The sequence below is a fragment of the Aliikangiella coralliicola genome (genome assembly GCF_007004725.1).
Lineage (GTDB): Bacteria > Pseudomonadota > Gammaproteobacteria > Enterobacterales > Kangiellaceae > Aliikangiella > Aliikangiella coralliicola.
Genome location: NZ_ML660162.1, coordinates 298,336 through 318,613, shown reverse-complemented (window position 1 = coordinate 318,613; position 20,278 = coordinate 298,336). Strand labels below are relative to the sequence as shown.

The window sequence follows — 20,278 nt, the reverse complement described above, 5'->3', positions numbered from 1 at the left end:
CCACTTGTATTTGAATTGCTCTCATTGACTAAACCTGCTGATAACCATCCAGAAATTCTCCTAAGGCCATAATTGCTTGTTCAAGTTCTTCGTGATGGGGCAAGAAAACAATTCTAAAATGATCGGGCTTTCGCCAATTAAATGCACGACCGTGAACTAATAGCACTTGTTTTTCACGTAAAAAATCCAGAACAAACTGTTCGTCATCCTTAATATTAAATCTTTCGATATCAATTTTAGGAAAAAGGTACATCGCGCCTTTAGGACGAGTACAACTAACGCCTGGAATTGCATTCACTAATTGATAGCTGAGCTCCATTTGTTGATAAAGTCGCCCATCGTCGGCGGTCAGGTCGTAAATACTTTGGTAGCCGCCGAGTGCTGTTTGAATCGCATGTTGCATTGGAATATTGGCGCAGAGTCTCATCGATGACAAGATATCGAGGCCGCCGATATAATTTTGGGCGAGTCTTTTCGGGCCGGTTAAGATCATCCAGCCGACGCGAAATCCAGCCACCCGGTAATTTTTTGACAGACCACCAAAGGTTATACAGAAAACGTCGTCACTCAGCGTTGCTATCGGGATATGCTTAGCACCGTTATACAATATTTTATCGTATATTTCGTCACTGTAGATAATCAGGTTATTTTCTCTGGCAAGTTGAGTAATACCTTGCAGAATTTCTTTTGGATAAACAGCACCTGTAGGGTTGTTAGGATTAATGATAATAATTGCCCGGGTTTTAGCGGTAATTTTGCTTTTTATATCATCGAGATCTGGGTACCAATCTGACGCTTCATCGCAAACATAATGAACCGGTGTCCCGCCGGATAATTTTATGGCAGCAGTCCACAAAGGATAATCTGGAGACGGAACCAGAATTTCATCGCCATCATTTAACAAGGCCTGCATTGCCATGACAATTAATTCGCTGACCCCGTTGCCAACGTAAATATCATCCACAGAAGTATCGAGTAAACCGAAGGTCTGGTAGTACTGATGAATTGCAACCTTGGCAGAGTAAAGACCATTTGACGGCCCATAACCTTGTGCGGTTGGTAAATTATGAATGACGTCTTTTAGAATATCATCCGGTGCTTCGAAACCGAATGGCGCAGGGTTACCGATATTCAATTTCAGAATTTTATGGCCTTCTTCTTCTAGTCGTCTGGCTTCTTCTAATACCGGACCACGAATATCGTAGCAGACGCCGCTGAGTTTTTGAGATCGGTTAATTGGTTTCATCGAATAACAATCTTGTTGGGGTTAAAAATCGGAGCTTGCCTGTTCCATTCAGGCTATTACCAGGTTCACAGAATCATAATAATGCTAAAGATTAAATTCAAATAGCATTTATTGATATAACGATTATTTTATTTTGAAAAATCGATGCTTGACGGTATTTATAAAGTGAATAGTGTGAAATTCTCGAGAAATTAACCTGAGTTACTTGAGTTAAAACTCAGGTTAATTCGGGACTTGAGACTAGCTTGCAATCAGCAGGATGATCTTATTACTCAGTTTTTCGTCGTCTTGTCGGCCATAGCGAATAATAATGTCTTCTTTGCCATCGTTATTAATATCGGTAGTTTCAACCAGCTCGCCATCTTTTGGAATGAGTACTTTATGCTTCGTTGACTTACGGGCGAACAGTTTTTGACTATCATTTCCCTGATAAGTCTTTAGCGTTTTTTCACCATCGGAAAACATCAGATCTTTTACTCCGTCGCCGTTAAAATCAGCGACTTTTACTACCGGTTCGCCGCTTTTCCCTGAAGATAGGCTAAAATTGAGCTCGACTTCTTTGTCCACGTTTGGCTCTTCGCCAAAGCGGTCATTTTCATCCATTTTAAAAAAATAAATATCTTGATCAATGCTGCCGGAAAGCAGTGCGCCTATGATTTGAGAGACGCCGATATCAAAGCTCGCGACCATTATTTCGGAGCGTTTGTCACCGTCAATATCGATAATCTTGAGTCCGGCGATGGTACCATCTGCGGAAATAACATCATCTGGTTTATCAGGATAGCTGATAGCACCTTCGACAATTTTTCCGAGGTAAATTTCATAGTCATTCTGGCGATCAAGCACTCCTTCACTTTGGCTAAATTTTACCAGCAAGTCGGGAATCTGATCATTGTTAATATCTTCAATGCGGTCAATCGTTCGGTGAGAAAGTTCATTTTGATCAAGCGACTCGCCATCTGACTCGCGAATTTCCCACCAATCTAATGCGCTGATATCAATGGGCAATTGTAAATTATGGGCCTGCGGTTTGAAGGTTCCGTTGCCATTTTGCGGAAATACTTTTAAGCCTGCGTCTTTCACTGTAATCAGGTCTTTTTTGGCATCGTGATTTAAGTCGGCAAAAAACAGCGGCGTTTCGTTGTATGTTGCCGATTCTCTATTATGCTGAATTTTGGGCGTGACGGGCACAGATTGTTGGGTAAAACCACCTTGTTCGTTTTGCATAAACAAATGAATGCTTTTAAAGTCAACTATCGTAATATCTTCCCGATCGTCACCGTTAATATCATTGATAAAGTCTTTATTCGCGAGAAATTGTGCTTTTGGTCTAAGGTAAATAGAGTTGATTTCGGAAAAGGTTTTGAAAGACTGATTTGTAGGGGAATATTCAACTAATGCCTGGTTAGTTTGAAAAATCAGTTTATGCTTTTGCTGAGTTTCAAGAAAATCATAAGCGAGAAAGTTTTCCGGAATTTCAGTTTCGCTATCGAAAATATATTGCTGGCTTGCTTTGTCAAAACGATAAATTGCCAGAAGGCGGGTTTTGTCTTCGTTTTCTCCAAAAATAATAAGCTGCTTGTGTTCAAGGCCAAGTAAGTTGACGACCTCTACCGGATGGGTGATCTTAAAATCAGTTTCCAACTGGGCCTGATTAAATTTAATTTTTGCAGAAACTGAAAAACTGGTACCAACTATAAGTAATGCGATTAAGAGCTGACGAAACATAAACCTGAATTCCTACGTTAAAATGATTAACCCGGCGAGTTAACTAATACTTGTTGAATATACGACCGATAAGTTGCTGCTGGGTTCAGTATTACGCAAAACATTCGGTATTTGAAGGTTTGGTCTTAAGCGTTTTGTTGATTTAAGAACCCTGCCTTTATTCAAGCCCCTGTCTTTATCTAAACCCTTGTCTTTATCCAGGCCAGTATACTTAGTGGTAATATATGGCTATCATCGAACTGGTTGGGCCTGCTAATGGTTTACACCCACAGCCGTTCATTATTTCTTATGCGATTAAAAATATGCAACCAATTAAAATTAACACAATCCCCTCTCCACAGATAGATCCTGCAGCAGACTGGGCTGTATTTTCACATACTGAAACTGAACGACAGGTTAACCATATTGTTTATGCCGCACAACGTGATTTTTTATCAACGCCGCGCACATTTGTCGTTTTAAAGCTGGATGAGTCAGAGGATACATCGGTTAATCTCTATCGATTTGATAAAGAAGATTACCTGGCGCAAACAGATTTCGATGATCGCAACTTATCATCGGGGTTTTACCGATTGGAAAATACTGATTCTGATAAGCTTTTATTAATGGTACTGCAGCAAGAGGTTATCGAAATTGAATGTGCATTTTTTAAAGTTGTTAATACTATTTACCATTGCCCTGATGCAAAAAGTGCCTTACTTGAAGTGTTGAAGGAAGGTTAAATTTTTTTAAGCGAATTTATTTTTTATTTGAAATTGAGATTAATTCAGGTTGTCGCTAGCTGGTTTCAGCAAAGATTCACGAACCCACCGGTGTAACTGGCTGAAATGAAGCCGTTCATGCCAATATAGATAAATCGATAGTGATTGCACCTCAAAAGGAAGTGGCAATATTTTGACTTCAAAGTGTTGCGCCAGATAATTAGCAAAACTTTGGGGAACTGAAAAAAGTATGTGGGGATCCGCTAAAAATGAAGGGATCTGTAAGAATGTTGGTAGTGAAAGGCTGATCTGTCTTTTCAATCCCATATGTTTTAACGCTGCATCTATTCTGCCGCGGGTTGATTCTGCAAATGAGAATTTCCCGTGGCGAGATTGAAGATAGTTGTCCAAATCGAGCGTTTCTGGTGTGTACGGATTATTTTTACCGGTGACCACTACGAAAGGCTCATCGGTGACTATTTTTCGGTATAAGCCTGCACGTTCATCTTCAAAAGCCGTTAATGCCAGGTCGACCTCTCCATTGATCACATCATCAAAAATGCGCGGGTTACCGCTTCTTATCGCCAGATGAAGTTTAGGTGCCTGTAATTGAATTTGGTGAATCCGTTCACTGACATAAACAATATCCATATCCGTTCCTGACAAAACCAGCGTTTGCTCAATTTCCGATAGTGGCAAATCATCACTCTGCCAAATCGCTTCGAGTTGCGGCATTAACTGATTCAGTTGTTGCAATACAATATGGCCACGGGGTGTCAGTTGGTATTGGTTGCCGGTTCTGACCATTAAGGGATCGTTAAATTCTGATTTTAGCCGAGTGAAAATTCTGCTCATTGCAGGTTGAGACAGATTCATCTTGTCTGCAGCACGAGAAACGTTTTTCTCGATTAACAGGGTTTTTAATGCCGGTAACAGACTGAAATCAGGTAGGTTGGTTTTCATCGAATAAACTCGTATTTACGGGCATTTCAATCGAAGTACGCTGTGCTTATGTATGTTCATTTGTAATAGTTGGTATTAATACTATGCTATATACGTATAGTTAGTCAAAAGCTAAAATATTCACCATCGAACTTGCATTCAGTCTGCAGGCTTGGCCTCAAGGAAGAGGTTTTCTTGGCAATGGATTTTGATCAACGGATAACTTTGATTGGTGATTCTCAATGCGATATTTACCCCTTTTTGCAGCTATTTTCGCGATCACTCCGCTGGCGATTGATCTATATTTACCGGCGATGCTGCAAATAGCCGATTCGCTAAACACTGATATTCGCGCGATCCAGAACTCACTTAGTATTTACCTGGCGGGTTATGCCGGTGGTATGTTCCTATTCGGACCTTTAGCTGATCGAATCGGTCGCAGGCCCTTGTTAATTGCTGGATTGTTTGGATTTGTTACTTTCACCGTATTGTTGGTTTTTGTCCAACAAGTTGAATTATTCCTGATTTTCCGACTGTTGCAAGCAGTCAGCGGCGGCGCTGCAACAGTTGTTATTCCCGGGGCGATAAGACAACTTTTTGGTAAAGACACAGCCAAGGGACTTTCCTATGTTTCTATGATTATGATGGTCGCTCCCATGGTTGCACCCGCTTTAGGAAGCTACTTAATGCTGCTCGACGACTGGCGCCTGATTTTTCAGTTTTTGGGTGTTTACGGAGCAATAATGCTCATTGTTGCAAGCATATTTTTCCCTAAACTTGAAGCGGCGCGAAATGATGGCAAAAATGCACCATCTGTAAGCTTTATCAATAGTTATCGGCTTGTTCTGTCTAATAAATTGACTCAGGGTTATCTCGCGGTGTCGATGCTCGCCTCCTTTGTCTTTTTTACCTATATTACTTCAGTCTCATTTTTGTATATTCAGGTGCTTGGCTTCTCTGAGGCGCAATTTAGCTGGTTGTTTGGTGCCAATGTTGGCGGTCTTATTCTTGCCAGTTTCATTAATACGCGCCTGGTCCCAAGGTTTGGTTCGCCGAAAATTCTAAAAAACTCGGTGATTGTAGTGGCCCTGCTGGCAGGATTGTTTTTTGCTGCAGTGATTGCTCAGGTTAATGTAATGATTATTGTGTCATTACTGTTGATGGTTTCTACCATAATGATCATTTCGGCCAATTCTGATGCCATTATTTTGCAACAGTTCAGCCAGCAGACAGGCACTGCAACCGCAGTAATTGGTACTTTGAGGTTTGGGAGTGGCGCGCTGGGCGGACCTCTGTTGGCGCTATTTTTTGACGGTACAGCGAATCCTGTTGCCTATCTGATAGTTACCGCAGTTAGTGTTATGGTGGTCTGTTTTTTAGCACATTATTATCGCTCCAAACCCGCTGAACTGGTGACCGCATAAGCCTTTGGGTGTTTAATTTATCCCAAAAATCCGACAATTGGTCCAATTCACTATAACTGCTCTGTCAATGTTGCTATGATGCTGGCTTGTTTTTTCCGACCATCATCATAAGCTCAGGAGATCCAGTGAAGCATTTCAGCATTGTAAAATTATTCATCGTTATCAGCGTATTGATACTGGCAAGTTGTCAGGCGGAAGAATCAAAGGATGCCTCAGGGTCGGAAACGTCTCAATCTAAGGCCGCGGCAACCAAAGAGCAACCAAAGCAAGCTGATGCGACACCTAAAGTAGCAGAAGCAGAGAAACCGCAGGCAGATCATCATGGACACGCTCATTCCGGCGACGGGCACGAACATCAGGCCAAAGTACAGCCTGGCGAGAAATACCAAAAAGTCGAGCCGCAATTTGAGTGTAGTGAACCTGTCGTAGTTGAGTTTTTTGCCTATCACTGTCCTCACTGTAACGATCTTGAACCTGCTGCAGAAGCATGGCGTAAACAGAATGCTGATAAAGTTAAGTTTGTGAGTATTCCAACAACACTAGGCCATCAACAACTCGGTTCTATGGTTCTGGTTCACCATGCGGCGAAGATGTTAGGAGTGCTGGAGAAAACGCAACCGGCATTGTTTGAGCGTTTTCACAAGGAAAAGAAATTATTTGCGTCACCCGAAGAAGCGGCCGAGTTTCTAGCGGCACAAGGCGCTGATAAAGCAAAGGCTTTAGAGACGCTACAAAACCAGGACGCTTTGACTAAATCAATTGAAGCTGACTTTGAGTTATTACAGAAATACAAGATATCAAGCGTTCCACAAGTTTTGGTTAATCATCAGTATATGACTAATATCACCGCAGCCGGCGGGCATGATGAAGTTTTTAAGGTGGTTGATGAAACCTTAAAGCTTGAAAATGGCTGCAAAACTAAATAGCCAATATTTAGACCAATATTTAGAGAAGCGCTGATGGAAAAGTTTTCGGTTATTCATAAACGAGCCGCAAAAAGAAAAGGCGGCGAAGAAGAATTACAAGCTTTGATGCCGGATGTGAAAACGCCCAAACAATTGAGCGCTTTACCAGACAGAGAATATTTGTCAGCAATGGCTAAAAAGATTTTCCAGTCTGGCTTTGTGTGGCGGGTCGTTGAAAATAAATGGCCCGGTTTTAATGAAGTCATGTGGGATTTCGAACCGAAAAAACTCTCGTTGGCCAGCGATGAGCAAATTGAGAAAATGGCACAGGATACTCGTATCATTCGCAACTTTACCAAAGTTAAAGCGGTGCGTGAGAATGCCTATTTTGTAAAAATGCTTGCAAAAAAACATGATGGTTTTGGTCACTTTATTGCTGACTGGCCAGTTGATGAAATCACCCAGCTGTGGCTTTATCTTAAAAAGAACGGTGCGCGTCTTGGCGGTAATACCGGTCCCTATTTTTTACGTGCTGTTGGTAAAGATACCTTTTTGCTAACCCGTGATGTTAGTGCTTATTTGATTGGTCAGGATATTGTGAGTAAACGACCAAGCTCACAAAAAGATCTGGCCGCAGTACAAAGTGCTTTTAATGAGTGGCAGCAACAAAGTGGTCGATCAATGGCAGAAATCAGTCGAATCATTTCTTGTTCTATCGGTGAGAATATCATCAATGCTGATCATTAATTCTCCCCTGAGTTGGTAATTCAGGGAGATTAAACTAAACTGTTTTATATCAGGAACTTGTTGAATTAATACTGGTATATGACGGAACACTCAGAACAGCGAAAGCACAAACGATTACCTATTCGCACCAATGTATTTGTATCAGGAGAGTCTTTTCAGCGGTTTAAGACGCAAACCATGGACTTTTCTGATGGCGGATTGTTTATCGAAGGGAAAGTCCTCTCATTGCTTAAAGTTGACACAGTTATTCAGGTGCAATCAGCGGAAGGGCTGGATAATCCGCCAGTACTTGTCGCTAGAATTGCGTGGACTAATCGATACGGTGCCGGTATCCAATATATGCTGGACAGTTAGCCTCAAGTTAGTTAACGATTAACTTCAACGGCCATCGGATAACACAGCACCCCACCTTCTTTCATTGGCTCTCCGATTGATTGAAACCCCAATTTTTGATAAAACGCCACAGCAAATCGGGAAGAGTAAACGGTAAATTGCGATTCATTGTTTTGGCTGAGCATAAAATGCCAAAGTTTGTTTCCGATTCCCGCTCGATGAAAACGCTCCGCAACAAATAAATGAAATAAGTGATCTTTTCCTTTCATGCCAATAACTCCCGCCAAGATTGCTGGGCTGGCTTCTTTAGGGCCATATTCAGCGAGATAATATTCAAAATCCCTGCTTATGTTTTCTGCAATTTTTGATTCACTCATTGTGTTCAGCATAGTGATTTGAGCTTGTGGAGTGAATTCGTGGCTGACATACTTTTTTAACAAAGGAATAATAAGAGATGAGATCGCAGCGGCATCTTCCAGTCTGGCTTTTCTGATCTTGATTTCACTGATTGACAGTGTTTTTGGAGTTTCCATTGGTACTACATTTCCGTGGGCTACTTTTCTTTTGCTCTTCTATCGTCGATTGAGTTAGCCACAACCAATGTAACTAACTCATAAAACAATGTATAAAAGCTACTGTATGAAGCGACGACTATTTGTTTTCCTCGACAACTTTTTTAAGCTTTTCAAGACCTGAGTCGAAGCTGTCGCCGATGAGGGTATCCATGAGTTGGGCAAAGTAATTACCAATGATAATCGGACCCATTTCTCCGGTCATATACCAGGAAACCGTGGTTGTATTCCCGTTAGATTTGTAGCGCATTCCTGCAATATAAACAGTTGGGTCACCATCAAACGTCATATCGTAGGCAATGCCTTTCGTTGGGGAAGACTCGGTGAATTTAAGTCCACCTGAACCGCTTTCGCCTTTCCATGATTGAGATGCACCCACGCCGCTGGAAAGATCGCCTGGAATGGTTTTCATGGTTGGGTCCATTTCAGCCCATGGTGTCCACTCCGGCCATTTATTTAAATCGCCGACGTAAACGTGGATCTGCTCCGGCGTCGCGTTAACTTCGATTTCGCGAGTGATATTGATTTTATTGTCGAGAAATAAGCCAACGACAATAAAAATAACGATTAATCCCCCAAAAATTTTCAGAAAAGTTTTCATGGTAGTTTGGCCCTTGTTGGTTGGATTGTTTATTTTATTTGAAACTATAGCACCTAAAAACTGTGGTGATAAGTACTGAAAACGGTAACACCGGATCCCTATGTTTCCGGTGTTTGTCAGTGATGCTAATCTTGAAGTTAGTTAGCGGCTAAATTACATTGTGCGCGACACATTCTAGAAAATCGCCTGTGTTAATCATTGATTTTAGCGATTTTCGGAGCTGTTGTTATCTGACATCCACTTAGACACCTTTCGCTTAATCATTCGGTACAAATGCCGCCAAAATTCTGCGAATGTTGCACCGATAATTATCCCAATGATCAATTCAAACATTTTTATCTCCTGCCAGTTAAAATTCGAAGTTGCTTAGAATTGGTGGTCAAACTATTTGATAAAAACTCATCTGGGTGGTTTGACAACCTTATTATTCCATATTTATTTTAAAATGTAGCAATTTTCAGACCACGTTATAACTGATTGAAATAGTGTGAATTAATGGATCTTTCTAGATTAAAAGTGGTTTAATGGCAAAAAAATTAGTCAAATAAATCAATTTTTGTTGAGGGGAATAATTGTGGATTGGTTAACGCTGTTACCGCCAACTGTGGCAATCGTTGTTGCAGTATGGAAAAAAGACGTCATTATCTCTCTATTAGCAGCGCTGTTTGTCGCCGAATCACTGTTGGTTAGTTTTAATTTGGCCACCGGCTTTCTTGGCGTATTTGACCGTATTGTCGATGTATTTTCCAGCGCGGGAAATACCAGAATCTTAATCTTTAGCCTCTTGATAGGCGCCTTACTGAGCTTAATCAAACATTCCGGCGGCGTCGCGGCTTTTGTCAACTGGGTCAGTCATCGTGGGCTGGCAAGCAACAAGCGACAAGTCAGTGCACTGCCGACTTTGTTGGGCATCGTGATTTTCATAGAAACCAATTTGAGCATACTAACCGCCGGTTTTATCTCTCGCGATCTCTTCGATAAGCTGAAAATGAGTCGAGCCCGCTTAGCCTATATCATTGATTCAACTTGCGCACCAATCTGCGTCATCATTCTTTTTAATGCCTGGGGAGCTTATATTTTGAGTTTACTCAGTGGATATGAACTTGATAACGCCGTTGAAAGTCTGGTTTATTCTATTCCCTATAACCTTTACTCGTGGCTGACGCTATTCCTGGTTTTTTATACAGTGTGGAGTGGTCGAGTTTTCGGTCCAATGCAACAATCTGAGCAGAATTTGGCGAATATTCAGGTAGAGCAGGAAAAAACGCCGGACGCTACCAGCACCAGTTTTATGATCGTTCCGTTACTGGTCATGATTGGCGGCATCCTGTTTTTTATGTGGTATACCGGTGAAGGCAAAATCCTTGAAGGGTCAGGGTCTCAATCGGTATTGTGGGCTGTGGGTTTAGCTTGTCTGACAGCCTTTATCATGCTTCGTTTTTCTAGTCAGAAACAGCCTGCCGGAGATTTGGTTAAATGGAGTTTCAAGGGGATGTCCGATCTTCTGCCTTTGGTGACGACAGTTCTTTTGGCATTAGCTTTGGGCAATAGCATGAAAGCCTTAGGGACAGGAGAATTTGTTTCTCAAATGGTTACTGAAAATCTGCCTTTATGGACTGTGCCGGCGTTGATTTTCATTAGTGCGGCGATTATCTCGTTTACGACTGGAACATCTTGGGGCACTTTTGGAATTTTAATCCCGATTGGTGTGCCGATCGCGCTTTCTAGTGGGATCCCTGTTGAAGTGGTTCTTGCTGCAGTGATGGGAGGCGGGGTGTTTGGTGACCATTGTTCGCCAATTTCTGATACTACGATCGTTTCTTCTTTGGCGGCTGGGTGTGATCATCTGGAGCATGTTAAGACGCAGTTGCCTTATGCGCTTTTGGCTGGGGGGCTGAGTGTGGTTGGGTTTTTGGTGGTTGGGGTTAGTATTTAGGTTTGTTATTAAGGGCGGTTTCGCATCGCTTTGCTTGCATGCGACCTTCTTTTGTCCAAAGCCACAAGGCTTCCGCGTCCTGCTCACGCCCCTTACCTACATCCATGTAGGCAAAAGAAGGCAAAAAGGCTTTTTCGCTGAAGATAACTAGTTTGTTTGGTGTTGTAAGAACTGATAAGCCTTTCATGCCTTTTCTTGTTGAAAGTGACTCATTGGGCGGAAAAAAACTCGGTTCCCTCAAACATTTTTCCGCTTAATCCAATGAGTCATGAATTCCACAAGCTCGTTATAGCCGCTGGGCGAGGAGCCTTTAACAACTATCCCTGGTTTCCAACTGACTTTTGTCAATTTTTAATTCGTAGCTTCATCTACGACTTTAAATTTATCTAAACTCAAAATCAGTTATCGGTGGGAAGGTTACTAGGAATGAGTAGGTAGGAGCAAAAGATAAATTCACTCCTCCACGTATCTCATATTTAATGATTGCGGACAGTCAATATATCCTGAAACTAGCTAATCAAACCACGACAAAATTAATATTTTAGAAAGAACCAAACGACAATCTGCATGCGTAACAGCAACAATGCTTCTTTGTAAAGACTACCTTCCACAGAGCAGGCGATAGCATCTCAATAACAACTTCAGTGCTAAAGGTTTGTTTCTAGTGAATTTCGCCTGTAACAATTGCCCAGAGGCTGAGCGACACGGCTTTTTTGCTTACTTTTGCAGCTGTTGGCAAAAGTAAGTCGCATGCAAGTGAAACGGTGCGAAACCGCCTTTAAAAAATCAATAAGAATCCACCAAAACACAACTTTCTAAAGATTTATTTTCCTCCCATCCAACCATCTCCAACTCGGACTGCTCTAAATACTCCCCCACGCATCCCATATTTAGTGATTGCGGACAGTCAATATATCCTGAAACTAGTTGAAAATAGTTAATCAAAGCACGACAAAATTAATATCTTAGAAAGAACCAAACGACAATCTGCATGCGTAACAGCAACAATGCTTCATTGTATAGACTACCTTCCACAGAGCAGGCGATAGCATCTCAATAACAACTTCAGTGCTAAAGGTTTGTTTCTAGTGAATTTCGCCTGTATCAATTGCCCAGCGGCAAGCGCTCGGCTTTTTTGCTTACTTTTTTAGCTGTTGAAAAAAGTAAGTCGCATGCAAGCAAAGCGATGCGAAACCGCCTTTAAAAAAATCAATAAGAATCCATCAAAACACAGCTTTCTAACGGTTTCCTTTCCTCCCATCCAACCATCTCCAACTCAGGCTGCTCCAAAAACTCTTCCACATATCCCAAGCAAAGATAAGCAATAAATTCCGCATCTTCAGGTGCATTAAGAACAGATTTAACATCGTTGGGGTCCAAAATACTCACCCATCCCAATCCAATATTCATCGCTCTGGCCATCAACCACATGTTTTGAATAGCGCATACCACGCTATAACGACCGGTTTCCTTCATCGAAGATTGACCCAGAACGGGAAGTTTTGATGGGCGATAAAAAACGGCGATGTTCACCGGCGCTTCCTGGATTCCTTCCAGTTTAAGTTTGGCATATAAAGCTTGTTTTTCGTCTTTGAACTGCTGCTTTGCGATATTATTGGTTTGATTAAAGCTGTCGACAATTTTTTGTCTGGTAGATTTGTTTTCAACCATAACAAACTCCCATGGTTGCGAAAAACCAACAGACGGAGCAATGCTGGCCGCTTCCAGGATTTTTTCAATGGCGGCTGGTGGCACTGGTTGATCAGAAAAACGATTGCCTCGAACATCACGTCTGGCGCGCATAATGGCTTCAAGTTGCTGCCGATCAAGCTCAGAGAACTGCTGATTACTCATTTTCCAGATCCTGATTATCTAAAATTGGTCGACTAAAATTGACCGAATGATGGCAAAGTTTAACGGAAAAGCAGCATTTCGGCGATAACTAAGGTAATTTTCATCGGTTTTCTTTGTCGATAGCTTCCCTTTTTAAATCTGGTTTTGCTAGAATACGGCCCTTGTTTTTTCTGGCTGAAATTTAGCCAATTTTTTAGTCTGGTTTATAGCTTTATTGGCTATATTTAAAAACTAGCTTTTTTTTGAAAAGGTATCGTAATGAGCAAAGCATTTGTCGCAATTTTGATGGGATCGGATTCTGACTGGCCGGTAATGGAAAACACCTATAAGGTTCTTAAAGATTTGGGTGTCACTTGTGAAGTGAAAGTCACTTCCGCTCACCGCACACCTGCCGCTACGCATGAGTTTGTTAAAGACGCAGAATCACGCGGATGCCAGGTATTTATCTGCGCCGCAGGTCTGGCTGCTCACCTTGCTGGTGCGGTTGCTGGTTTAACAACTAAGCCTGTTATTGGTGTACCAATGGACGGTGGTCCATTAAAAGGTCAAGACGCGTTATTGTCGACAGTGATGATGCCTGCCGGCGTTCCTGTTGCTACTGTTGCTATCGGTAAAGCAGGCGCGAAGAACGCTGGGTATCTTGCAGCACAAATGCTAGGTATCGCAGACCCAGCTATGGCGCAAAAAGTTGCAGACGACCGTAAAGCTAATGCTGAAGCAGTCATCGCAAAAGACGCTGCACTCCAGCAAACGCTTAACAGCTAATTCGAATTTCGATTCGATGTCTCGGCCTGGCCTAACCTCATGTTAAGCCGCGAGTCTATCAATAACGCCGTCGATGCTGTTCGAGCTGGCGGCGTTATTGCTTATCCCACAGAATCTGTTTACGGGTTGGGTTGTGATCCTGATAATAATCATGCGCTCAATCAAATCTTAGCCATTAAACGGCGCGAGGCGCATAAAGGCTTGATTATTCTGGTCAGTCAAATTGAGCAAGCATTTCCCTATATTCAAAAGTTATCTTCTGCACAATTAGAGCAAATCACTCAAATTGAGCCTCGTGCGACTACCTGGTTGATCCCCAGGCAAGCGAATGTTTCAGAATTGCTTTGTGGCCAGCATCCAAAATTGGCTGTGCGGATAACGCAGCACCCAGTGGCGAACGCGATATGTGAGGAGCTGAATTCAGCGTTAGTCTCCACTAGTTGTAATCTTGCCGGTGAGGAAGCGCTTACCAGCGAATTGCAAGTTAAAACTTTGATGCCTGAGGGGATTGATTATGTTGTTGGTGGTGAAGTTGGGGGGCAGAGTCCTTCTAGAATTGTTGATATTGAGACTGGGGTTGTTGTTAGGGAGTGAGGGTTGATATCGCAATGTTCGATTGAATTTTAAATGCGTTAAAACAAAAGCGGTAAATGAGCTTGCCATTGTCTGTTGAGGTAAAAATCGAAAGGCTTTGTTTCCCGTATCTTTTCACCTAAATTCAGGTAGTAATATTTATCAGATCTCGATTCTGTGGGTTGTTTTACAACAACTCAAGCAAAAACAGTTGGTAGGCGCAAAAGACTAATTGAATCTTTTATGACTAACGTATTCGCGTTGCCCAGCGGCTGAGCGACAGGGCATTTTTGCTTACTTTTTTTGCTCTTGAAAAAAGTAAGTCGCATGCAAGCAAAGCGATGCGAAACCGCATTTAATAAACGCACTCTAATAAAACACCAATTTCAACTAAGCCCAAAAAACAAAAAGACAACAATTCTCCTCTATTTCACCATTCAAATTCAGGTAGAATAACAACCAAGCATATCTCCCCCAAATGACACCAACTTGAGATCATTTAATGACTGATATCAAAGCAGTAAAAGACTATTTTCTTAATCTCCAGCAAACTATTTGCACCGAACTCACGGCAATTGACGGCCAATCGGACTTTATTGTCGACCAGTGGCAGCGAGAGCAAGGTGGCGGTGGTATCACACGTGTTATGTCCGAAGGTGCTGTATTTGAAAAAGGCGGTGTCAACTTTTCCCATGTGATGGGGGATAAATTGCCCGGTTCGGCCACAGCCGTCAGGCCCGAGCTGGCCGGTAGAAGCTTTCAGGCAATGGGTGTCTCCCTGGTGATGCATCCACACAATCCATACGTACCAACCTCCCATATGAATGTACGTTTTTTTGTTGCAGAGAAAGAAGGCCACGATCCTGTGTGGTGGTTTGGCGGCGGATTTGACTTAACGCCTTATTATGGATTTGAAGAAGATTGTGTCCACTGGCATCAAATGTCGAAACAGGCATGTGAACCGCTGGGTGAAGAAACTTACTCAAAATATAAAAAATGGTGTGATGATTATTTCTTTATCAAACATCGTAATGAAGCCAGGGGAGTAGGCGGTCTATTTTTTGATGATTTAAATGAGCCTGGTTTTGATAAATCATTTGAGTTTACCCGTAGTGTAGGTGACCACTATCTCAAGGCTTATGCGCCAATTGCCGAAAAAAGGAAAAACGAGTCTTTTGGTGAAAGAGAGAAAACGTTTCAGAAAATGCGTAGAGGGCGTTACGTTGAGTTTAATTTAGTTTACGACAGAGGGACATTGTTTGGATTGCAAACCGGTGGGCGAACCGAATCTATTCTGATGTCACTTCCGTCTGATGTTGGTTGGTATTATGATTGGCAACCTGAACCAGGCAGTGAAGAAGAGCGGTTAACCGACTATTTTCTAAAACCAAAAAACTGGTTAGCGTAAAAAGATGAAAGGTTAATCCTCTGCTAACCTAACCGACAAACGCAAATAATTTTAAGGAAACACCATGGCCCAGTACACCACTCAAGGTAGCTATCCTTTCACTCGTCCACGCCGCATGCGCGCCAATGATTTTTCTCGTCGCTTAATGGCTGAAAATAAATTGTCTGCTGATGATCTCATTTACCCGGTATTTGTTCTCGAGGGTGAAAATAAAACCGAAGCCGTTAGCTCCATGCCGGGGGTCGAAAGAAAAACGCTGGATAATTTGTTGGTTGAGTTGGAAGAAGTGGTTGAGTTGGGTATTCCGGCAGTGGCTTTGTTTCCGGTAATCGACAGTGCAAAAAAGTCTTTGTTAGCCGAAGAAGCATATAACCCGAATGGTTTGGTTCAAAAAGCAGTTACTGAAATTAAAGCAAAATTTCCAGAGTTAGGTGTGATCACTGACATCGCGCTTGATCCCTATACCAGTCACGGACAAGACGGCATTATCGATGATAGCGGATATGTCTTAAATGATGAAACTGTTGAAGTGCTAATTCAGCAGGCAGTGAGCCATGCGGTTGCCGGTGCAGATGTAGTGGCTCCGTCCGATATGATGGATGGCCGTATCGGCGCAATCCGAGAAGCGTTAGAAATTGAGGGCTTTACCAACACCAAAATCCTCGCTTATTCGGCAAAATATGCGTCTGCTTTTTACGGGCCGTTTCGAGATGCCGTTGGCTCTTCGGGCAACCTGGGAAAAGCTGATAAAAAAACTTACCAAATGGATCCGGCAAATGGTGATGAGTCACTACACGAGATTGCACTGGATTTAAATGAAGGTGCGGACATGGTGATGGTGAAGCCGGGAATGCCTTATCTGGATGTGATTTACCGTGTTAAACAAAACTTCAAAATACCGGTGATGGCTTACCATGTGAGCGGTGAGTATGCGATGTTAAAAGCGGCTTCAGCCAATGACTGGATTGATGAGAAAAAATGTGTGCTTGAAGCCATGGTAGGTTTTAAAAGAGCAGGAACCGATGCGATTTTGACTTATTATGCGAAAGATGTGGCACGTTGGCTGGCTGAGTAATTGACTTTTATCAATTCGACAATCTAAAAATTGAATTAAAGTATCCGAATCGAAAATTGCAAGTCACCACATTCGGGAGTGCAGATGAATAATCGAGTTTCTAATATCGTTTCAGTTGAATGGTTAAAACAGAATCTGCACGATTCCAATTTGATCATTCTGGATGCCACCATGAAAATTCAACCAAATGGTAACCCGGTTGAGCAGGCACCAGTTTACATCGAAGGTGCGCAGGAATTTAATTTCGACACAGAAATTTGTGATCAAAATACTGACTTGCCGCATATGCTGCCTAGTGCGGACGAATTTCAACAAGCCGCGCAAAAATTGGGAATCAACTCAGATTCAACTATCGTCTGTTACGACGCTATGGGGATTTTTTCATCGCCACGAGCTTGGTGGATGTTTAAAGCTTTTGGACATGACAAAGTTTTTGTACTTGATGGTGGGCTACCCAAATGGATTGAAGCCGGTGGAGCCACTCAGGCGAATTTTTCTCTTCCAAAGCAAACCGGTAATTTTCAGTCAAAGTTTAAACCAGAAATGGTTTTTTCTGCAGAGCAGGTTTTAGAATCTATCAGTAATCAGAAAATCCAGGTAATCGATGCCCGTTCTAAAGGTCGGTTTAATGCAGAAGAACCAGAACCACGAGAAGGTTCTCGCGGTGGACATATTCCTGGTGCATCTTGTATTCCATTTCCTGATTTGCTGGACGATGGGTTTTTTAAAGATAAGCATCAACTGTCTGAGCAATTTTATTCTGTTGTGAAAGCCGATGCAGAGCGTTTAGTTTTTAGTTGTGGTTCCGGGGTTACTGCGAGTGTATTGGCATTGGTTGCCGATGAGTGTAGTTATGAAAACTTGTCAGTTTATGATGGATCTTGGGCTGAGTGGGGCATGCGGACGGATTTGCCGATTGAAAAATAAAATTACTGAGGTTTCAGCTCCGCTTTTTTCGTGAAAGCGTACTTTCAGAAACTTTTTTAGCAGGCGGTTTAACATTAGGGTTAACAAATACCTTTTTCTTACCTTCAGATTTAGCGAACTTTTGGGCACTTTTTTTATAAATATGGCTATTTTTTTGCGCGGCTTCTTTATTAACGATATATTTTTCAGGGCGTTTAACGTTAAATTTCTTATCGATGCCGAGTAAAAAGTTTCTCAAAAATTGATCTTTACACCTTCTAAAGTTTTTATGGTCGGGTTTTCGTAGAAAGGCACCTAGTTCTGCTTTTGTGATACTTAAGTGAGTATCTTTCATCAGGTCGACAATATCATTCGATTTTAGACTCAAAGCAATCTTAAGCTTTACCAAGATCATATTATTGTTAAGACGTTCTTCAGCGACGTGTTTATTTTCCCCTTTTTGACCTCGGCGATCGATAATTAATCCATTTAAGAAATGTGCCAATTGATTGTCGTTACATTCAACAAAATCACTATCCTCGTCCTTTTTTAACCAACTGATCACTATTTGGGTGGTTACTTCGAGCCCTGCTAGTTGAAATAACGCAACCATTTTTTGGTCATTGAAATTGAAGGTATATCTCAGGCGGCGTAATACGTCGTTATTAGTCACGAATTTCTCCAATGTGCGGTTGGTTGTCGGGCAAGTCGCCGCCCGGCGGTGGGGAAGGGATAAAGTAATACTATATGCTCAACATAGCAAGATCGAAATTATGGTAGGGATCAAAGGCGACAATAATTGCCGCCTCGGAACAGACTGAACTTAGAATTGATTCTATATAGAGTTGATTGTCTTTAGCGATTACCCCGCAGGATAAACATAACTAGCCTGAATCCCTAACGGCACTCCCAATCCCCAATATATAAGCAAAAATACTGTCCATAAGGCTAAAATACAAAGTGAATAGGGCAACATGAGCGATAATAAAGTTCCAATTCCCGTTGATTTAACATACCGCTGGCAATAAACCACAACTAATGGGAAATAAGGCATAAGCGGAGTAATAATATTGGAAGATGAATCACCTAAACGGTAGGCGGCCTGGGTTAAATCCGGTGAAATATTTAATTGCATCAACATGGGCACAAAGATTGGTCCTAATAATGCCCACTTTGCCGAAGAAGAACCCACAAATAAATTCACGAATGCGGTTAACAATATGATTCCGACAATGGTGACCATGCTGGGTAATTGCATTGCTTTTAATACTTCGGCGCCTTCAATTGCCAATAACGCGCCTAAATTAGATTTACCAAACGCATCGATAAAGAGCGCACAGAAAAACGCCATAACAATGTAATAGCTCATGCCCTGCATTGCTTTGGTCATGGTATCAATCATGTCTTTGGTGTTTTTAAAGGTGCCCGACATAAAGCCATAAACCATACCTGGCAATAAGAAAAGCAGAAATATCAAAGGGACGATAGACTGCATAATAGGCGCTGCAAAGGATGTCAGTTTACCGTTTGAGTCGCGTAATGGTGAATCACCTGGAATTAATATAAACACCAGTGCAATGATTCCGACTACCATTGTCAGTGTGGCATATCTCAAGGCACGAGATTGTTTTTGATCAAGTTCATCGAAACGAGGGATTTCTTCTGGATCACCATCGACTTCCACATCCTTAAGACGAGGTTCGATAATTTTATCGGTCAAATACCAACCGATTGAAACAATTAGCAAGGTAGACGCCGAATTAAAAAACCAGTTATTTAATGGGTTGACCTGAATGTCTGGATCGATTAACTGAGCCGCGCTTTGAGTAAAGCTCTGCAACAAAGGGTCGATGGCTGACGGAATAAAATTGGCACAAAACCCGCCGCTAACACCGGCAAACGCTGCCGCAATACCTGCTAGAGGATGTCTACCCATCGCGTAAAAAATTACACCGGCAAGCGGGATAACCAGTACATATCCTGCGTCAGTCGCGGTATGGCTGATAATCGCGATCAAAATTACCATGGGAGTTAGAAGCATCTTGGGCGTACTATCCAGCATTCGCTTCAGACCGGCACTAATGAAACCTGAGTGTTCGGCTACGCCAACGCCTAACATGGCGACTAGCACCACGCCCAACGGCGCAAATCCAGTGAATATTGTGACCATTCGGGATAAAAAGTTCGCGAGGCTATCACCGGTTAACAGGTTATTAACAACGACTGCTTCACCGCTTCTTGGGTCAATGGCGTCGAAGGTAAATTGGGAAAAAATCGCCGATAAAACCCATACGGCAAAAAGGCAGAATGCGAAGATAATGGCTGGATCAGGTAACTTGTTCCCAACTTTTTCAACCTTATCGAGGGCACGCATTGTCCAGCTACTGGAAGTTGACATAATGGCTCCGTGTTTTTGTTATGATTAGTTTATTCTCTATCAAAAACTATACTGCCACAGCTTTTGGGTGGTGTAAAAGTGGAGGCGTTGATTTTCAGCAAGTTTTTTGTGACATCTGGGTCATACGCCTGGCACTAGCTCAATGAATAGTGTTTTGACAGTTG

The 20,278-nt window shown here is 42.2% G+C and carries 21 protein-coding genes; 11 read left to right on the top strand and 10 right to left on the bottom strand.

Translation table 11 applies throughout. The annotated features are described in order from the left end of the window. Positions 1 to 28: 28 nt before the first annotated feature. Positions 29 to 1,246, bottom strand: coding sequence for a pyridoxal phosphate-dependent aminotransferase (locus FLL46_RS07555; protein WP_142892882.1), 1,218 nt, complete (start codon positions 1,244 to 1,246; stop codon positions 29 to 31). 240 nt (positions 1,247 to 1,486) lie between these two features. Further along, positions 1,487 to 2,974: an FG-GAP repeat domain-containing protein gene (locus FLL46_RS07550; protein ID WP_142892881.1), complete on the bottom strand. Its 1,488-nt coding sequence runs from the start codon at positions 2,972 to 2,974 to the stop codon at positions 1,487 to 1,489. Between the two features lie 224 nt (positions 2,975 to 3,198). Here FLL46_RS07550 and FLL46_RS07545 point away from each other — a divergent pair, with 224 nt between their 5' ends. Beyond that, a complete protein-coding gene (locus FLL46_RS07545) occupies positions 3,199 to 3,696 on the top strand; it encodes a hypothetical protein (RefSeq protein ID WP_142892880.1) in 498 nt (165 codons plus the stop codon). A gap of 39 nt (positions 3,697 to 3,735) precedes the next feature. Here FLL46_RS07545 and FLL46_RS07540 read toward each other — a convergent pair whose 3' ends face one another. Further along, positions 3,736 to 4,638 carry a LysR substrate-binding domain-containing protein gene (locus FLL46_RS07540; RefSeq protein ID WP_142892879.1) on the bottom strand — a complete coding sequence of 301 codons (903 nt, stop codon included), beginning with the start codon at positions 4,636 to 4,638 and terminating at the stop codon, positions 3,736 to 3,738. A gap of 221 nt (positions 4,639 to 4,859) precedes the next feature. Here FLL46_RS07540 and FLL46_RS07535 point away from each other — a divergent pair, with 221 nt between their 5' ends. The 4 genes from FLL46_RS07535 (at position 4,860) to FLL46_RS07520 (ending at position 8,047) form a co-directional block, all read left to right on the top strand. Then, positions 4,860 to 6,041, top strand: a complete 1,182-nt coding sequence (locus FLL46_RS07535) for a multidrug effflux MFS transporter (RefSeq protein ID WP_142892878.1) — start codon at positions 4,860 to 4,862, stop codon at positions 6,039 to 6,041. Positions 6,042 to 6,166: 125 nt separating this feature from the next. Then, complete coding sequence (locus FLL46_RS07530; protein ID WP_168204085.1) at positions 6,167 to 6,967, top strand: thiol:disulfide interchange protein DsbA/DsbL; 801 nt, start codon at positions 6,167 to 6,169, stop codon at positions 6,965 to 6,967. A 33-nt stretch (positions 6,968 to 7,000) separates the two neighbouring features. Then, positions 7,001 to 7,693: a DNA-3-methyladenine glycosylase I gene (locus FLL46_RS07525; protein WP_142892876.1), complete on the top strand. Its 693-nt coding sequence runs from the start codon at positions 7,001 to 7,003 to the stop codon at positions 7,691 to 7,693. Positions 7,694 to 7,771: 78 nt separating this feature from the next. Next, positions 7,772 to 8,047 carry a PilZ domain-containing protein gene (locus FLL46_RS07520; RefSeq protein ID WP_142892875.1) on the top strand — a complete coding sequence of 92 codons (276 nt, stop codon included), beginning with the start codon at positions 7,772 to 7,774 and terminating at the stop codon, positions 8,045 to 8,047. 11 nt (positions 8,048 to 8,058) lie between these two features. On the opposite strand, the gene FLL46_RS07515 is transcribed toward FLL46_RS07520, so the two are convergent. From FLL46_RS07515 to FLL46_RS27830, 3 genes are all read right to left on the bottom strand, one after another. Continuing rightward, a complete protein-coding gene (locus FLL46_RS07515; protein WP_142892874.1) occupies positions 8,059 to 8,559 on the bottom strand; it encodes a GNAT family N-acetyltransferase in 501 nt (166 codons plus the stop codon). Between the two features lie 118 nt (positions 8,560 to 8,677). Then, complete coding sequence (locus FLL46_RS07510) at positions 8,678 to 9,199, bottom strand: SRPBCC family protein (protein WP_142892873.1); 522 nt, start codon at positions 9,197 to 9,199, stop codon at positions 8,678 to 8,680. Between the two features lie 204 nt (positions 9,200 to 9,403). Then, entirely contained in the window at positions 9,404 to 9,532 is a 129-nt protein-coding gene (locus FLL46_RS27830) for a hypothetical protein (RefSeq protein WP_281281952.1), read from the bottom strand. Between the two features lie 241 nt (positions 9,533 to 9,773). Between FLL46_RS27830 and FLL46_RS07505 the strand changes: the two genes are divergently transcribed. After that, positions 9,774 to 11,135 (top strand): Na+/H+ antiporter NhaC family protein, encoded by a 1,362-nt coding sequence (locus tag FLL46_RS07505; RefSeq protein ID WP_142892872.1) that lies wholly within the window; start codon positions 9,774 to 9,776, stop codon positions 11,133 to 11,135. Here the strand turns inward: FLL46_RS07505 and FLL46_RS07500 are convergent. Together FLL46_RS07500 and bluB are read right to left on the bottom strand one after the other, a co-directional pair. After that, positions 11,125 to 11,322: a hypothetical protein gene (locus FLL46_RS07500; RefSeq protein ID WP_142892871.1), complete on the bottom strand. Its 198-nt coding sequence runs from the start codon at positions 11,320 to 11,322 to the stop codon at positions 11,125 to 11,127. The genes FLL46_RS07505 and FLL46_RS07500 overlap by 11 nt on opposite strands. A gap of 1,022 nt (positions 11,323 to 12,344) precedes the next feature. After that, entirely contained in the window at positions 12,345 to 12,989 is a 645-nt protein-coding gene (gene bluB, locus FLL46_RS07495) for a 5,6-dimethylbenzimidazole synthase (RefSeq protein WP_142892870.1), read from the bottom strand. A 258-nt stretch (positions 12,990 to 13,247) separates the two neighbouring features. On the opposite strand from bluB, the gene purE reads away from it, so the two are divergent. The 5 genes from purE to FLL46_RS07470 all read left to right on the top strand — a co-directional run bounded on the left by purE (position 13,248) and on the right by FLL46_RS07470 (position 17,737). Beyond that, a complete protein-coding gene (gene purE / locus FLL46_RS07490) occupies positions 13,248 to 13,754 on the top strand; it encodes a 5-(carboxyamino)imidazole ribonucleotide mutase (protein WP_142892869.1) in 507 nt (168 codons plus the stop codon). 39 nt (positions 13,755 to 13,793) lie between these two features. Further along, positions 13,794 to 14,348 (top strand): L-threonylcarbamoyladenylate synthase type 1 TsaC, encoded by a 555-nt coding sequence (tsaC, locus tag FLL46_RS07485; RefSeq protein ID WP_142892868.1) that lies wholly within the window; start codon positions 13,794 to 13,796, stop codon positions 14,346 to 14,348. Positions 14,349 to 14,829: 481 nt separating this feature from the next. After that, positions 14,830 to 15,735, top strand: a complete 906-nt coding sequence (gene hemF, locus FLL46_RS07480) for an oxygen-dependent coproporphyrinogen oxidase (RefSeq protein WP_142892867.1) — start codon at positions 14,830 to 14,832, stop codon at positions 15,733 to 15,735. Between the two features lie 64 nt (positions 15,736 to 15,799). Next, the gene (gene hemB, locus FLL46_RS07475; RefSeq protein WP_142892866.1) at positions 15,800 to 16,810 is read left to right on the top strand and encodes a porphobilinogen synthase; all 1,011 of its coding nucleotides are present in this window, start codon (positions 15,800 to 15,802) and stop codon (positions 16,808 to 16,810) included. Between the two features lie 84 nt (positions 16,811 to 16,894). Beyond that, on the top strand, positions 16,895 to 17,737 hold the full coding sequence (locus FLL46_RS07470; RefSeq protein WP_142892865.1) for a sulfurtransferase: 843 nt from the start codon (positions 16,895 to 16,897) through the stop codon (positions 17,735 to 17,737). Positions 17,738 to 17,750: 13 nt separating this feature from the next. On the opposite strand, the gene FLL46_RS07465 is transcribed toward FLL46_RS07470, so the two are convergent. Together FLL46_RS07465 and FLL46_RS07460 are read right to left on the bottom strand one after the other, a co-directional pair. Continuing rightward, positions 17,751 to 18,389, bottom strand: coding sequence for a YehS family protein (locus tag FLL46_RS07465; RefSeq protein WP_142892864.1), 639 nt, complete (start codon positions 18,387 to 18,389; stop codon positions 17,751 to 17,753). Positions 18,390 to 18,578: 189 nt separating this feature from the next. Then, positions 18,579 to 20,114, bottom strand: a complete 1,536-nt coding sequence (locus tag FLL46_RS07460) for an AbgT family transporter (protein WP_142892863.1) — start codon at positions 20,112 to 20,114, stop codon at positions 18,579 to 18,581. Positions 20,115 to 20,278: the final 164 nt, after the last annotated feature.